Origin of the sequence: Myxococcus sp. AB056, from assembly GCF_006547365.1 — a bacterium.
Taxonomy (GTDB): domain Bacteria; phylum Myxococcota; class Myxococcia; order Myxococcales; family Myxococcaceae; genus Myxococcus; species Myxococcus virescens.
The window spans coordinates 52796-67104 of record NZ_VHLB01000050.1; the positions used below are offsets into that span (position 1 = coordinate 52796).

Genomic DNA, 14309 nt, shown 5'->3' on the forward strand with positions numbered 1-14309 from the left:
CCGGAGCGTCGGCGAGAGGACGTAGCACCCTCCACTACTCGCCGAGATACGCACGCCGGACCTCCGCGCTCTCCAGGAGCGCCTTGCCCGGCCCCGCCATCACGACCTCGCCCGTCTCCAACACATAGCCGTAGTGCGCGGCGTTGAGCGCCAGATGGGCGTTCTGCTCCACCAACAGCACGCTCACGCCCGTGGCATTCACCTCGCGCAGGGTGCGGAAGATGGCCTCCGTCACCTGCGGCGCCAGCCCCAGCGAAGGCTCATCCAACAACAGCAGCTGCGGCTTGCTCAACAGCGCGCGAGCAATGGCCAGCATCTGCTGCTCGCCGCCCGACAGCGTCCCGGCCATCTGCTTGCGGCGCTCCTTCAGCACCGGGAAGAGCGTGAAGCTCTTCTCCAGGTCCTGCTGGATGCCGGAGGTGTCCGTGCGCAGGTACGCGCCCAGCTCCAGGTTCTCCTGGACGGACATGTTGGGGAACACGCCCCGGCCTTCCGGCGCGTGCGCCATTCCGCGCGGCACCAGCTGGTGCGCCTTCATGGCCGTGGTGTCGTGCCCGTTGAACTGGATGCGTCCGGCGCTGGGCTTGAGCATGCCGCTCACCGCGCGCAGGGTGCTCGTCTTGCCCGCGCCGTTGGCGCCGATGAGGGCCACCACCTCGCCCTTGCCCACCGTCAGCGACACACCCTTGAGCGCCTGGATGGCGCCGTAGTGCACCTTGATGCCGTCCACCGACAGCAGCGGCGGGAAGGCCTGGCGCTCCCCCAGCGTCTTCACCTGCGCGTCGCTCACGCCGCCCCTCCCTGGCTCTCCAGGTAGCTGTCGCCCAGGTACGCCTCGATGACCTTCCGGTCGCTGCGCACCTGCGCCGGCGCGCCCCGGGCAATCGTCTCGCCGTGGTCCAGCACGGTGATGCATTCGCAGATGCCCATGACCAGCTTCATGTCGTGCTCGATGACGAGCACCCCCAGCTTGAAGTCGTCCCGGAGCTTGCGGATGAGCACCATCAGGTCCGCCTTCTCACGGGTGTTCATGCCCGCCGCGGGCTCGTCCAGCAGCAGCACCTTGGGCTGCGTGCCCAGCGCGCGCGCGATTTCCAGCCGGCGCTGCTCACCGTAAGGCAGGTTGCGAGCCTCCTCGTCGCGGCGGTGCGACAGGCCCATGACCTCCAGCAGGTGCTCCGCCTGCTGCGTCAGCTCCCGCTCCTCCTGCTGGAAGCGCGGCGTCAGCAGCAGCGCGCGCCACCAGTCGCGGTAGTTGATGAAGGCGCCCTTCATCTTCGCGCCCAACCCCACGCCTTCGGGGTGCAGCGCGCCCTGCGCCCGGCACGCCACCTTCACGTTGTCCAGCGCGGTGAGCGCGCGGAACAGGCGGATGTTCTGGAAGGTGCGCGCCAGCCCCAGGTGGTTGATTTGATGCGGCAGCCACCCGTTCACCCGCTGCCCGCCCACGCGGACCTCGCCCTGGGTGGGCTGGTACACGCCGGTCAGCACGTTGAACGCCGTGGACTTGCCGGCGCCGTTGGGGCCGATGAGCCCCTGCAGGTCGCCCTGCCGCACGGAGAGGTTGAAGTCCGTCAGCGCCTTGAGGCCGCCGAACTGGATGCACACCCCGTCCGCCTGGAGCAATGGCGCTCCGGCCTCCGCCTTCGTCTCCTGCACGGCCGCGCTCACGCCAGCCCCCTGCGCTTGCGCGGAATCCACCGCGGCAGCACGTCCCAGATTTCCTTCGTCCCGAACAGGCCCTGGGGCCGCGCCAGCATCAGCGCCACCAGCAGCAGGCCGTACACGGGCATGCGAATCTGGTCCACCTTCTGCGCCAGGCTGCCTTCGGCCCCCAGCAGGGTGAACAGCGAGCGCATGCCTTCGGGCAGCAGCGTGAGGAACGTGGCCGCGACGATGGCGCCCGTCGTGGAGCCCAGGCCGCCCAGCACCACCATGACGACGATTTCCATCGACTTCACGAAGGTGAAGGAGCCGGGGTTGATGATGGGAACGAAGTGCGCGAACAGCGCGCCGGCGATGCCCGCGAAGAACGACGAGATGACGAAGGCGCGGACCTTGTAGCCCGTGGTGTCCACGCCCATGGCCTCGGCGGCCACCTCGTCCTCGCGGATGGCCCACAGGCTGCGGCCGTGACTGGAGCCGGTGATGCGCCGGGCCACCAGCACCGTGAGGAACACGAAGAAGTACACCATGGCCGGCGACGACGTCTGGGGGATGCCGGACAGGCCCAGCGCCCGGCCGAACGCGTCCGTGTTCTGCACCACCACGCGGATGATTTCGCCGAAGCCCAGCGTGACGATGGCCAGGTAGTCCCCGCGCAGCCGCAGCGAGGGCAGGCCCACCAGGAAGCCGCACAGCGCCGCCGCCAGGCCGCCCACCAGCAGCGACGCGACGAAGAACACCTGGTCGCTGACCGCCACCGGCAGGAAGGAGAGCGCCACGTCCTTGAGGTTCAGCGACAGGACGCCGGAGATGTAGGCCCCCACCGCCATGAAGCCCGCATGGCCGATGGAGAACTGCCCCGTCATCCCGTTCACGATGTTGAGGCTGACCGCGAGGATGATGTTCACCCCCACCACCGACAGCAGGTAGGAGGCGAAGGGCGCGTCGCTCATCAGCCACTGGAAGAGCGCCAGCACCGGCAGTGCCAGCAGCACGGGCAGCAGGCCGCGCAGCGACGCGGGGACGCCGGAGCGGGCCTCGGGGGCGGGAATCGCCGGAGTCTCCATCAGACCTTCTCCGCGGCGACGCGGCCGAAGAGGCCGCCCGGCTTCACCAGCAGCACCAGGATGAGGAAGCCGAAGGCCACCGCATCACGCCAGGTGCTGGCCGCGTAGCCCACCACGAACTCCTCCACCAGGCCCAGCACCAGGCCGCCCACCACGGCGCCCGGCACGTGGCCGATGCCACCAATCACCGCCGCCACGAAGGCCTTGAGGCCCACGTACAGGCCCATCAGCGGGCTCACCGACGTGTCCTTGATGGCGTAGAGCAGGCCGGCGCCCGCCGCCAGCGCGCTGCTCAACATGAACGTCAGCGCGATGACGCGGTCGGTGGGGATGCCCATCAGCGCCGCCACGCGGTGGTCCCAGGACACCGCGCGCATGGCCCGGCCGAAGCGCGTGCGGAACACCAGGTACTGCAGGCCCACCATCAGCGCCACGGCGATGCCGAAGCTGATGACCTGCCAGTTCCACACCACCACGTCCCGGTCACCGATGACGAGCCACTCCACCGGCTCGATGACCTCCGGGAAGGCCCGCGGCGCCGCGCCCGGCAGGAAGCCGAGGTCCAGTTGGAAGCCGTAGGACAGCGCGAAGGAGATGCCGATGGCGGTGATGAGCGCGGTGAGGCGCGGCTTCTCCCGCAGGGGGCGGTACGCGAAGCGCTCGATGAGGAACCCGAGCAGCGCGCAGCCCAGCATGGCCACCGCGAACACGACGGCCACGCCCAACAGGGAGCTGCGCATGTCGCGCCCGAGCGCGAACGCGGTGGCGTAGCCCATGTAGACGCCGACCATCATGACGTCGCCGTGGGCGAAGTTGATGAGCTTCAGGACGCCGTACACCATCGTGTAGCCCAGCGCGACGAGCGCGTAGATGGTGCCGGCGGCCAGGCCGTTGATGAGGTGCTGGAGGAGCTGCGCCATTAGGGATTGATGGTCGTGACGTACTGCGTCTTGCCATCCTCGACCTTGAGGACGACGGCGGACTTCACGGCGTTGCGCTGAGCATCCAGTGTCACGGTGCCCGCCACGCCCGGGAAGTTCTTCGTCTGGGCAATGGCGTCACGCACGGACGGGCCGCTCAGGTCCTTGGCGCGCTCCAGGGCGTCCACCGCCACGCGGGCCGAATCGTAGCCCAGCGCGGCCAGCGCGTCCGGCACCGCGCCGTACGCGGCCTTGTAGTCCGCGATGAACTTCTGCACGCGCGGATCCGGGTTGTCCGGCGAGTAGTGGTTGGAGAAGTAGCTGCCCTCGATGGCGCTGCCGCCCAGCTCGAAGAGCTTCTCGGAGTCCCAGCCGTCGCCGCCCATCAGCGGAACCTTGAGGCCCACCTCGCGCGCCTGGCGGGCGATGATGCCCACCTCGCTGTAGTAGCCCGGCACGTAGATGCCTTCCGGCTGCGACTTGCGGATGGCGGTGAGCTGGGCGCGGTAATCCGTGTCGCCCTGGCTGTAGCTCTCCACGGCCGTCACCTTGCCGCCCATCTCCGTGAACTTGCGCCTGAAGACGTCCGCCAGGCCAATGGAGTACGCGCTCTTGTTGTCCTGGAGCACCGCCACCGTGTTCAGCTTCAGGTTCTCCCGCGCGAACTTCGCCATCACGAAGCCCTGGAACGGGTCGATGAAGCAGACGCGGAAGATGTAGTCACCCTTGTCGGTGACAGTGGGGTTGGTGGAGGACGGCGTAATCATCGGCACGCCCGCCGCCTGCGCCTTCTCCGCCATGGCCAGCGAGTTGGACGACGCCACGTCACCGAGGATGAGCACGACCTTGTCCTGCGTAATCAGGCGCGTGGCGGCCTGGGCGGCCTCCTCGGGCTTGCTCTGGTTGTCGTAGACGCGGATGGACAGCTTCTTGCCCTTCACCCCGCCCGCGGCATTGGCCTCCTTGAGGGCCAGCTCGATGCCGTTGCGCGTGGAGATGCCGAAGGTGGCCTGGCCACCGGTGAGCGAGCCCACCTGCCCCAGCAGGATGGTGTTCGCGTCCACCGGAGCGCCCCCGGGCGCCGCCCCCTGCCCCTGCGCGGCCTGAGTACCTCCTTCACCCGAAGGAGCTGGCTGCGTCTTCTTCTCGCAAGCGGCCACCATGACGGCGAGCGCGGCGAGGAGCATCGGGGCAAGTCGTCGCATGCAGGGCTTCCCTTCTCGGAAACTGACACGGCAAAGCCCTGGTTTTCTAGGGGACACCTCTCCATGGGTCAAGCGTGCAGCCGTCCCGAGCCCCCGTCACACACCCCCTGTGCGGCGCGTCAGTCAGGAGTGCAGCCCGTCCAACGGGCCGTCGTGGAGCACCTCGCCCCGCTCCTCCACCTCCGCCGTCTCTTTCCGAACGGTGGCGTGGACCTGCCGGAGCACCTCGTCGGTGTACCGGGAAACCGCAACCTCCTGCCAGACATGCACGGACCGGGTGACCTCCACCCGCTCCTCGCGCAGGGGGATGACGAAGGTGCCCGCCTCGAAGGGGACCAGCCCCTCCAGCACCGGCCGGGCGGAGGCCACGGCCTCTGGCGCCGGCGGGCCCTCGGCGTCCACGGTCTGTTCGGACACCCGCTCCACCACCAGCTCCTCGCGGCGCACGGGCACGGAGAAGTGCCGCACCTCCGTCCGCACCACCTTGTGGATGCGCACCTGTCCCGCCTCGCGCACCACCACGTGAGGATGGGCCTCCTCGCGGGCCAGGGGAACCACGAGTTCGCTGGGCGTCGCGAACTCGGCGGAGAGCACGGACTCGGGGTGACCTGACCGCACCTGCGCCGGACTGTCGTGCTCCGGTGACACCTCGTCCCGCGTCAGCCCCAGGTGCACGTCCTCTCCGCGCACGTCCACCACATCGCCGTAGCGCGCGGTGAAGGACTTCAGCCGCAGCAGCCCTCCTTCAATGGCGAAGGTCTCCCCGCCACATCCCACCACCGTGCCCAACCGGCTCCCATCCGCCGTGAAGACCCGCATCCCTTCCCGTACGTCCGTGCGCATCGGAGGACTCCTCTCGTGTGGTGTGGTTCGTGGCTCACGCCAGCGTGGGCAACCCGGGCTCGCTCCAGGGATGCTCCCGGCCATTCGGCCCGCGCCGGAGCACCCGCTCCAGGGGGGTGCTGGGGCGCTCCGGGTCCGTATCCGTCTCCAGCGCCGCGGGCTCGCGGACAGCGGGCGGCGGGGTGGGCACCAGGGCCAGGACTGGAAGCGGCCGGAGCCGATGGCGCGCGAGCCGGCCCGCCACCAGGGCGCCCAGCATCCCGGAGGCGCAGGCCACGCCCACCATGGGGCCTCGCAGGTCCGGACGGAGCAGCCGGTGGATGCCTCGCACCACCAGGTGCGCCCCCACGCCCGCGGCCGCGCCGCCCACCCACGAGTCACTCCAGCGCCACGGCTCCGAGGTCCCCTGCCTGCTTCTCATGACGGTCTCCCGTTGGGTGCTCACGGCACGCGGTCCGGACGCACCTCGCTTGAAGATGGGGTGGGTCGCCGCGCCCTGAGAAGCCCCGGCTCACGGCCGCCGGCGCGGTGTCGCCAGGGCAGGCGAAAGGACAGGCGGGCGTTCGGGCGGGCAGGCACGGTGCCAAGCCAACTGGCACTGCGTCCTCGGCCCCTGACACCGAGACCGAACGCTCACACCTTCCATGATGACCGGGGTGGAAACCCCAGGGCCTCGCGCTCGCACGCGGGGCATCCACCAGCGCCGGGGTCCAGGGTGTGACCAGCAGGTCCACCCGCCCCGGTCACGAGGAGCCAGCCATGTACCAACGCAGCGACGTCAACGAAGGGATGGTCGTCCGCAGCATCGACGGTGAGAAGCTCGGCAAGGTCTTCGCCGTCGGCGACGGCGAATTCCACATCGAGAAGGGCCTCTTCTTCCCGAAGGACTACCTGGTCCGGTACTCGGAAATCAGTCGCATCGACGGCTCGGAAATCATCCTCAGCCACGGCAAGGAGATGCTGAGCCGGCTGACGGGTGAGGACCGCACGGGCGCCGTCGCCGGCACGGGTGGCGGTGCGGGCGTGGGTCCGGGCGCGGTGGGACTGGGCGCCGACCAGACCGCGGCCCGCGCCAGCACGGGCATGGACGCCACCACGGACACGGTGGGCCGCAAGGGTGCCTACGACACGGGCTACGACACACGTCTGGGCACGGACACCGCGGGACTGAAAGCCACGGACACCCCGGTGGGCGCGCGGGACATCCACGGCCGCGAGGAGGACATCACCATCCCCCTGCACAAGGAGGAGGTGGACGTGCTCAAGCGGGACGTCCAGGCCGGTGAGGTCCGCGTCCACAAGGACGTGGTGGAGGAGGACCGGGAGATGGACGTGCCGGTGCGCCGCGAGCGCGTCCGCGTGGAGCGCCGGGACGTGAGCCCGGAACGCCCGGCGATGAATGCCTCGTTCCAGGAGGAGACCGTCGTCGTCCCGCTGCGCGCCGAGGAAGTCGAAGTCCAGAAGCGCGCCGTCGTCGACGAGGAGGTCGTCATCCACAAGGACGAGGTGGATGAGGAGCGCCACATCTCCGAGCACGTACGCCGGGAAGAGGTGGACATCCGCACCGAGGGCAGCGACGAGCGGGCTCGTACGCTGAACGCGCCCTCCGACGACCCGCTCAAGCGCGGGTACTGAGCGCGCCTTCCCGGCCCCTCGCTCCTCCCGGGAGGGGCCGGGGCTCCTCCCCGCTTCGTCAGGGTGAGGACTTCCGGAGCCGCGGTCGCATGATGGGCGTTTCCTCCTGGGACCGACCTCCCGCGGAGGCAGGGCGGTCCAACCGCATGAACTCGCGATGCCGGTCGGGGAAATGCTTCCCCATGAGCCGCACCAGCTCCGAGTCATTCGCCGGACGGCAGGCATCCGCCAGCCGGTCCGCCATCTCCCGCGCGCTGCCGAAGCGCGCCTCGGGGCGCTTGGCCAGCGCCGTCTCCAGCACGTCCCAGAGCGCCCGGGAGATGTGCGAAGGCCGCGGCGGAAGGGCCTCCTCGCAGATGGCGTGCATGGTGGCCAGTTCGTCGGGCTTCTCGAAGGCCCGCGCGCCGATGAGCGACTGGTAGAGGACGAGCCCCATGGCGAACAGGTCGCTGCGCGCATCCAGCCTCATGCCGCGCGCCTGCTCGGGGGACATGTACAGCGGCTTGCCCTTCACGATGCCCGGCAGCGTCACCGTGCGCTGGGCGCGGGCCTTGGCCACCCCGAAGTCCAGCACCTTCACCCGCCCGTCGAACCCCACCATGAGGTTGTGCGGGGACAAATCCCGGTGCACCAGCTCGAGCGGCGCGCCGTCCTCGCCCTGCAGCACGTGCGCCGCATGCAGCCCCGCCAGGCTCTGGCACACCACGGCCACCGCGTGCGCCGTCTCCAGCGGGCCCTTGGCCGCGCGGAGGAGCCGCTCCAGGTCCACGCCGCGCACCAACTCCATGGCGATGTAGTACGCGCCCTCCGCCTCGCCGCAGTCGTAGAAGTGCACCAGGTTGGGGTGGGAGAGCCGCAGGCCGATGCGGGCCTCGTCCAGGAACTGCTGGACGATGGAAGGGTCCGAGGACAGGTGCGGGAGGATGCGCTTGAGGGCCACCAGCCGGCCCAGGCCCTCCGGGCCTCGGGTCCGCGCCACCAGCACCTGCGCCATGCCCCCGGTGCCCAGGGGCGTCACCACCTCATAGCGGCCAATGTGGCCCCGCGAGGCCGTAGGCGGCTCCCCGGCGAGCGCGTCCAGCCGCTCCAGCGCGCCCTTGCCGTCCGTCAGCGCGAGGAAGCCCAGCACGGCGCTGTCGAGCTGCTCGCCAATGGCCTCCACCAGCTTCATCACCAGCCCGCCGCCGCCTTCGAAGGCGCCCTCCACCACCAGCCCCAGCCCCCCCAGCTCCAGGCTGCCCAGGGCCAGCCGCGTGCAGAAGAGCGTCCGGCCGTCATCCAGCTTGCGGACACCCTGCCAGTGCGCCGCCGCCAGGACGTCCACCCCGGGCTCGCCCAGCACCCGCGTCAGCACCGGGCCTCGCGTCCCTCGCAGGGACACGAAGCCCGCGCGCGCATGCACCAGCCGGGCACACTGCGTGAGAAACACGTCGAGCCCGGAGTTCAGGTCCAGGCCCCGCTCCAGGCAGTCCTCCAGAATGACGTCGGCCATCCGATGCACGGAGACCAGACCCCGGAGAAAAACGACCTCTTCCTCTAAAGAGGGAAAATCCACGGGCCCATTCAACACCCGGGACGCCCTTTTCGGGAAACCCGGAACCGCCGGGACGGCTACACGCGCTCCCGGTCCTTCAACGGCGCCACGGCCGGAAGGTGCTCGGGCGTGCCGGAGCGGAGCGACCGGGGCAGGTGGTCATCCATCAGCCCGTGCACCTCCAGCACGCGCTCCAGGTGCGCCACGCGCTCGCGGAGCAGCCGCACCTCCATGCCGCCGTGCTGGGATTCCTTCAAACGGATGAAGGCCTCCACTAGGGGCTTGAGGGAGAAGCGAAGCGTGAGCCCGAACAGGGGCACCCCCACCACCATGGCGGTGATGAGGAACATGACGATGCCTTCGGTGACGTCCATTGATGCGCTCCAGGGGGACTGACTGCGCGGCAGGCAGTCTACGCTGGAGCGCGGAGGCGATTGCGAGCGTTCAGCTCGCCTGGCCCGTGTAGATGGCGTCCGCGATGCGGTAGGCGCTGCCTTCCAGGCGCTGGAAGGATTCCTTGAGCACCGCCACGTCGGAGGTGTTGAGCACCTCCTTGAGGCGCTCCAGGTCCGCCTTGATTTCCTCGCGGTCCTTCTCCGACAGGAGGCTCGCGTACTCCTCCAGGCTCTTCTCCGTCGTGTAGATGAGGCCGTCGGCGTTGTTGCGCAGCTCCGCCAGCTCCTTCTTCTTCTTGTCGTCGGAGGCGTGCGACTGGGCGTCGGAAATCATCGCCTGGATTTCCGCCTCGGACAGGCCGGAGTTGCTCACCACGCGCACCTGCTGGACCTTGCCGGTGCCCAGGTCCTTGGCGCTGACATGGACGATGCCGTTGGCGTCGATGTCGAACGACACCTCGATTTGCGGCACGCCGCGCGGCGCCGGGGGGATGCCCACCAGTTCGAAGCGCGCCAGCGTCTTGTTGTCCGCCGCCATCTCACGCTCGCCCTGGAGCACGTGCACGCTCACCAGCGGCTGGTTGTCCACAGCGGTGGAGAACACCTGGCTCTTCTTGCAGGGGATGGTGGTGTTCTTGTCGATGATTTTCGTGAAGACACCGCCGGCCGTCTCGACACCGAGCGACAGCGGCGTCACGTCCAGCAGGAGGACGTCCTTCACCTCGCCCTTGAGCACGCCGCCCTGGATGGCCGCGCCCACGGCGACGACCTCGTCCGGGTTGATGCCCTTGTGAGGCTCCCTGCCGAAGAACTCCTTCACCTTCTGCTGCACGCGCGGCATGCGCGTCATGCCACCCACCAGCAGCACCTGGTTGATCTGCTGCGCGGGAATGCCCGCGTCCTTCAGGGCAATCCGGCACGGCTCGATGGTGCGGTCGATGAGGTCCGTCACCAGCGCCTCGAAGGTGGCGCGGTCCACGGTCTCCGTGAGGTGCTTGGGGCCGGAGGCATCCGCGGTGATGAACGGCAGGTTCACCTCCGTCTCCGGCGCGCTGGACAGCTCGTGCTTGGCGCGCTCGGCGGCTTCCTTCAGGCGCTGCAGCGCCATGCGGTCCTTGCGCAGGTCCAGCCCGTTGTTGGCTTCCGCGAAGCGCTTGGCCAGGTAGTCAATGAGGCGCTGGTCGAAGTCCTCGCCGCCCAGGAACGTGTCGCCGTTGGTGCTCTTCACTTCGAACACGCCGGCGTTCAGCTCCAGGATGGAGATATCGAAGGTGCCGCCGCCCAGGTCGTAGACGGCGATGCGCTCGGTGCCACCCTCCTGCACCTTGTCCAGGCCGTAGGCCAGGGCCGCGGCGGTGGGCTCGTTGATGATGCGCAGGACATTGAGCCCGGCGATGCGGCCGGCGTCCTTGGTGGCCTGACGCTGGCTGTCGTTGAAGTAGGCGGGGACGGTGATGACCGCCTCGGAGACCTGCTCACCGAGATAGTCCTCCGCCGTCTGCTTCATCTTCATCAGGACGATGGCGGAGACCTCCGGCGGGCTGTAGCCCTTGCCGCGAATCTCCACCCACGCGTCGCCGTTGGGGCTGGAGGCCACCTTGAAGGGCGACACGCCAATGGCCTTCTTGCCTTCGGGCGAATCGAACTTGCGGCCGATGAGGCGCTTCGCCGCGAAGACGGTGTTCTCCGGGTTGGTGATGGCCTGCCGCTTGGCAATCTGCCCCACCAGGCGCTCGCCGGAGTCAGTGAAGCCCACCATGGAAGGCGTGGTCCGGCTGCCTTCGCTGTTGGGGATGACCACCGGCTCGCCGCCCTCCATGACGGCGACGCACGAGTTGGTCGTCCCAAGGTCGATTCCAATCACCTTGCCCATGTTGGTTACTGACTCCCCCCGGAAGAGTTCTCGGACTGCGCGGGCGCGGCGGGCGCCTCGGTATCGGTCGTGGCGGTGGCGGACTCTGCGACGGCCGGCGGCTCCGCGGCGGCCACAGGCTCGGCGGGTGCACGCGCGACGACGACCATGGCCGGACGCACCAGCCGCTCATTCAGGTAGAAGCCGCGCACGACTTCGTAGGCGACGTGGCCGGCGGGGACGTCCGCCGTCTCCACCTGCTGGATGGCCTCGTGCACGCGCGGGTCGAACACCTGCCCCTTGGCGCTGAAGCCCTTCACCCCGTGGCGGCCCAGCGCGTCCTCGAAGGACTTGCGCGTCATGGCCACGCCCTTCTCGAAGCTGTCCAGGTCCGGCGACTTGGCCGCGGCGTCAATCGCGCGGTCCAGGTTGTCCATCACTGGGAGCAGGTCCTTGAGCAGCTTCTCCGAGCCGAAGCGCTGGACCTCCTCCTTCTCCTTCTGCGCGCGCTTGCGGTAGTTCTCCAGGTCCGCGGCGTGGCGCACGGTGCGCTCCTGCGCCTCCTTCGCACGCTCGTGGGCCTCGCGCAGGCGCTCCATCGTCTCGCGCCCCTTGGCCTGGCTGAACTCGAGCTGGGCCTTGAGGGACTCCACCTCCTGGCGGAGCGCCGCCACGTCCTCGGACGGGGGCGCCTCGGCGTCAGACGGCGGAGATGCGGTGTCGGCGGGGGACGCGGACGCTTCGGCCTTCACCGCGGTGGACGGGCCTGAAGCCTCCACCTCGATGACGGTCACCTCGTCCTCTTCGTCCATGTGACGCTCGACGCTGCGAACCGCCGCGTCAATGACGTCCTGCCCGATGTCTGTCTGGATTCTGCTCTTGTCGTTCGAGCCGGCCACGGCGCGCACTATCTCACGCGCCGCGGGACCTTCCAAATGGCGAGAAGGACAAAGGAAACCGGCCTGCCCCCAGGCAGGCGGGCTTCACACCCAGCGGAACTTCACGCTCCGGCGGTGGGCTTGGCGGCGGGCTTCTTGGGCCGGCCAATCGTCTTCTTGGAACCCGAAACCGCCTTCTTCGCCGTCTTCGTGGCGGCGCCCTTGGCGGCGGGCTTCTTGCGGCCAATGGACTTTCCCCCGGCCTTCTTCGCGGCGGGGCGGGAGGCGCTGGCCTTGGGGGCCTTGGCCTCGGCTGCGGGCTCGGCTGGCGCCTTGGCGGGGCGCGAGGGAGGGGTCCGCTCGCCGCCCTCCTCGTTCGTGAAGGCGCGCTCGACGGCGCCTTCGACCTGACGCACAGCGACTTCAATCTTCTCCGCCGCCACCTTGCTGGTGCTGGCGGCCCAGGTGCGCAGTTGCTCCAGGCCTTCCTTCACCTTGGCCTGGTTCTGAGGGTCCTTCACTTCCTTGAGGAGGCGCTCAGCCTCGCCGCGCAGGTCATCGGTGGTGCGCTTGAGCTCGTCACCGGTGCGCTTGAGGAAGTCCATCAGTTGCTTGTCCCACTTGCTGGCCATGTGCTGTCTCCTCCATGGGGCAGTCATCCCCCCGAAAACCATTCCACTCCACGGCTGCCCGGAGCGCAAAACCTTCCAGCGCTTGCTTGAAACACGAACGATGTCGGCGGCCATTGCCTTTCGTGCCACGCGCCTCGTGCATGCGGGCGTCCGCCGAGGCTAGAGTGGGCGCGTCGCGTGCCCCACTCCTCGAGGCCCGCGCTGGAGCCCGCCGACATGCCGCTTTTCCGAATGGCGGGGATGCTCGCCGTCCTCACCCTGCTGTGCGCCTGCTCCGATGGACGTGGAACCTCCGGAGCGCCCCGTCTGCCCGCGGTCGAGCTGTCGCCGACGACGGTGGGCCTTGCCTACGAAGCCATGTTCACCGCGTCCGGGGGCGAGCCGCCCCTGCGCTACACGGTGTCACCGCCGCCGGCGGGCTTCTCCTTCTATACGGGAGAGGGGCGGCTGCTGGGCCCCGGCAGCGAGGCCGGTGACTTCTCCATCACCGTGACGGTGCGGGACGCGGACGGCTTGGAGAACGTGCGCACGTACGCGCTGAAAATCTATCCACGCCCCGAGGTCACCAGCGACGGGCTCCCCGCCGCCACGGAGGGGGACAGCTACGAGCACGTCCTGGTCGCCACCGGCGGGCGCCCTCCCCTTCAGTGGGAGTTGGTGGGGGGCTCGCTGCCCACGGGCATCGCGTTGAGCCCCGAGGGATTGCTGACGGGGCAGGCCCAGGGACAGGGGACCTATCCCATCACCCTGCGGGTCCATGACGCCCACGGCGCCGAGGCCGAGGTCCAGTTGGGGCTGGAAGTGGTGGGTCCCGGGCAGACGCCGGACGGGGGCGGGCCGGATGGGAGCTTCCCGCTGTCGGTGGGGAACTGGAACATCGAGTGGTTCGGGGACCCGATCTATGGGCCCAACGACGAGCCGTTGCAGTTGGCCAATGCCCAGGCCGTCATCGCCGACGCGGGCGTGGACTTCTGGGGGCTGGCGGAGATTGTCAGCACGGCGCAGTTCAACGAGTTGAAGGCGCGGCTGCCGGGCTACGACGGCTTCCTGGCGGATGACAGCTCGCGGGTGTCATCGGGAACGAGCTACTACTCGGCCAACGAGCAGAAGGTGGGCGTGCTGTTCAAGTCGGACGTGGTGCAGGTGCTGCGGGCGGACGTGGTGCTGCTGAACCACGACTACGACTTCGGCGGGCGCCCTCCGCTGCGCGTGGACCTGCGCATCCAGCGCGGTGGTGCCAGCGTGGACGTGACGGCGTTGGTCATCCACATGAAGGCGCTCGCCGGTGCCGACGACTACGCGCGGCGCCTGTCGGCCTCCGGGTGGATCAAAGACTACCTGGACCTTCGCCTGCCCACCCAGCGGGCCATGGTGGTGGGTGACTGGAATGACGACGTGGATGTGTCCATGGCGACCAATCCCAGCACCGGACTGAAATATGAATCGCCGTACCGCAACTTCGTGAGCGACTCGGCCAACTACCGGTTCACCACCCAGGCCCTGTCCGAAGCGGGCATTGGCAGCACGGCGAGCCGCAGCACGTTCATCGACCATCAGCTCGTCACGAACGAGATGTGGACCAGCTACGTCCCCAACTCGACCCAGGTGCTGCGGCCGAACATCACGGGCTACCGGAACAACACATCCGACCACTACCCCATCATCAGCCGCTTCAACTTCGGG

Annotated in this window: 14 protein-coding genes; 2 read left to right on the forward strand and 12 right to left on the reverse strand. The window is 69.1% G+C overall.

Going from position 1 to position 14309, the window contains the following annotated elements; translation table 11 throughout:
* Positions 1 to 34: 34 nt before the first annotated feature.
* From FMP39_RS21735 to FMP39_RS21765, 7 genes are all read right to left on the reverse strand, one after another.
* On the reverse strand, positions 35 to 790 hold the full coding sequence (locus FMP39_RS21735) for an ABC transporter ATP-binding protein (RefSeq protein WP_090488093.1): 756 nt from the start codon (positions 788 to 790) through the stop codon (positions 35 to 37).
* On the reverse strand, positions 787 to 1671 hold the full coding sequence (locus FMP39_RS21740; RefSeq protein ID WP_141592202.1) for an ABC transporter ATP-binding protein: 885 nt from the start codon (positions 1669 to 1671) through the stop codon (positions 787 to 789). Before FMP39_RS21740 ends, FMP39_RS21735 begins: the two co-directional genes overlap by 4 nt.
* Positions 1668 to 2732, reverse strand: coding sequence for a branched-chain amino acid ABC transporter permease (locus FMP39_RS21745; protein WP_141592203.1), 1065 nt, complete (start codon positions 2730 to 2732; stop codon positions 1668 to 1670). The genes FMP39_RS21740 and FMP39_RS21745 overlap by 4 nt, the downstream gene beginning before the upstream one ends.
* Positions 2732 to 3652, reverse strand: coding sequence for a branched-chain amino acid ABC transporter permease (locus FMP39_RS21750; RefSeq protein WP_011556589.1), 921 nt, complete (start codon positions 3650 to 3652; stop codon positions 2732 to 2734). Before FMP39_RS21750 ends, FMP39_RS21745 begins: the two co-directional genes overlap by 1 nt.
* Positions 3652 to 4857 carry an ABC transporter substrate-binding protein gene (locus tag FMP39_RS21755; RefSeq protein ID WP_141592204.1) on the reverse strand — a complete coding sequence of 402 codons (1206 nt, stop codon included), beginning with the start codon at positions 4855 to 4857 and terminating at the stop codon, positions 3652 to 3654. Before FMP39_RS21755 ends, FMP39_RS21750 begins: the two co-directional genes overlap by 1 nt.
* 123 nt (positions 4858 to 4980) lie before the next feature.
* On the reverse strand, positions 4981 to 5700 hold the full coding sequence (locus FMP39_RS21760; protein ID WP_228558205.1) for a YsnF/AvaK domain-containing protein: 720 nt from the start codon (positions 5698 to 5700) through the stop codon (positions 4981 to 4983).
* Positions 5701 to 5734: 34 nt separating this feature from the next.
* The gene (locus tag FMP39_RS21765) at positions 5735 to 6121 is read right to left on the reverse strand and encodes a hypothetical protein (protein ID WP_228558206.1); all 387 of its coding nucleotides are present in this window, start codon (positions 6119 to 6121) and stop codon (positions 5735 to 5737) included.
* A gap of 338 nt (positions 6122 to 6459) precedes the next feature.
* On the opposite strand from FMP39_RS21765, the gene FMP39_RS21770 reads away from it, so the two are divergent.
* On the forward strand, positions 6460 to 7335 hold the full coding sequence (locus FMP39_RS21770) for a YsnF/AvaK domain-containing protein (protein ID WP_194858509.1): 876 nt from the start codon (positions 6460 to 6462) through the stop codon (positions 7333 to 7335).
* A gap of 58 nt (positions 7336 to 7393) precedes the next feature.
* Here the strand turns inward: FMP39_RS21770 and FMP39_RS21775 are convergent, their stop codons facing one another.
* The 5 genes from FMP39_RS21775 to FMP39_RS21795 form a co-directional block, all read right to left on the reverse strand.
* The gene (locus FMP39_RS21775) at positions 7394 to 8827 is read right to left on the reverse strand and encodes a serine/threonine-protein kinase (RefSeq protein ID WP_228558207.1); all 1434 of its coding nucleotides are present in this window, start codon (positions 8825 to 8827) and stop codon (positions 7394 to 7396) included.
* Positions 8828 to 8946: 119 nt separating this feature from the next.
* Positions 8947 to 9243: a hypothetical protein gene (locus FMP39_RS21780; RefSeq protein ID WP_090488079.1), complete on the reverse strand. Its 297-nt coding sequence runs from the start codon at positions 9241 to 9243 to the stop codon at positions 8947 to 8949.
* A 70-nt stretch (positions 9244 to 9313) separates the two neighbouring features.
* Positions 9314 to 11137 carry a molecular chaperone DnaK gene (gene dnaK, locus FMP39_RS21785; protein ID WP_141592208.1) on the reverse strand — a complete coding sequence of 608 codons (1824 nt, stop codon included), beginning with the start codon at positions 11135 to 11137 and terminating at the stop codon, positions 9314 to 9316.
* 5 nt (positions 11138 to 11142) lie between these two features.
* Positions 11143 to 12024, reverse strand: a complete 882-nt coding sequence (gene grpE, locus FMP39_RS21790) for a nucleotide exchange factor GrpE (RefSeq protein ID WP_141592209.1) — start codon at positions 12022 to 12024, stop codon at positions 11143 to 11145.
* A 92-nt stretch (positions 12025 to 12116) separates the two neighbouring features.
* Positions 12117 to 12626, reverse strand: coding sequence for a transcriptional regulator (locus FMP39_RS21795; RefSeq protein WP_228558208.1), 510 nt, complete (start codon positions 12624 to 12626; stop codon positions 12117 to 12119).
* A gap of 216 nt (positions 12627 to 12842) precedes the next feature.
* Between FMP39_RS21795 and FMP39_RS21800 the strand changes: the two genes are divergently transcribed.
* Positions 12843 to 14309 (forward strand): putative Ig domain-containing protein (locus FMP39_RS21800; protein WP_228558209.1); only part of this gene is annotated, 1467 nt, incomplete at its 3' end.

Bases quoted from the DNA above. Each gene is read 5' to 3' on its own strand.
- FMP39_RS21745 (WP_141592203.1), bottom strand. From the start codon at position 2,732: ATGGAGACTCCGGCGATTCCCGCCCCCGAGGCCCGCTCCGGCGTCCCC.
- FMP39_RS21750 (WP_011556589.1), bottom strand. From the start codon at position 3,652: ATGGCGCAGCTCCTCCAGCACCTCATCAACGGCCTGGCCGCCGGCACC.
- FMP39_RS21755 (WP_141592204.1), bottom strand. From the start codon at position 4,857: ATGCGACGACTTGCCCCGATGCTCCTCGCCGCGCTCGCCGTCATGGTG.
- FMP39_RS21760 (WP_228558205.1), bottom strand. From the start codon at position 5,700: ATGCGCACGGACGTACGGGAAGGGATGCGGGTCTTCACGGCGGATGGG.
- FMP39_RS21765 (WP_228558206.1), bottom strand. From the start codon at position 6,121: ATGAGAAGCAGGCAGGGGACCTCGGAGCCGTGGCGCTGGAGTGACTCG.
- FMP39_RS21770 (WP_194858509.1), top strand. From the start codon at position 6,460: ATGTACCAACGCAGCGACGTCAACGAAGGGATGGTCGTCCGCAGCATC.
- FMP39_RS21775 (WP_228558207.1), bottom strand. From the start codon at position 8,827: ATGGCCGACGTCATTCTGGAGGACTGCCTGGAGCGGGGCCTGGACCTG.
- FMP39_RS21780 (WP_090488079.1), bottom strand. From the start codon at position 9,243: ATGGACGTCACCGAAGGCATCGTCATGTTCCTCATCACCGCCATGGTG.
- dnaK (WP_141592208.1), bottom strand. From the start codon at position 11,137: ATGGGCAAGGTGATTGGAATCGACCTTGGGACGACCAACTCGTGCGTC.
- FMP39_RS21795 (WP_228558208.1), bottom strand. From the start codon at position 12,626: ATGGCCAGCAAGTGGGACAAGCAACTGATGGACTTCCTCAAGCGCACC.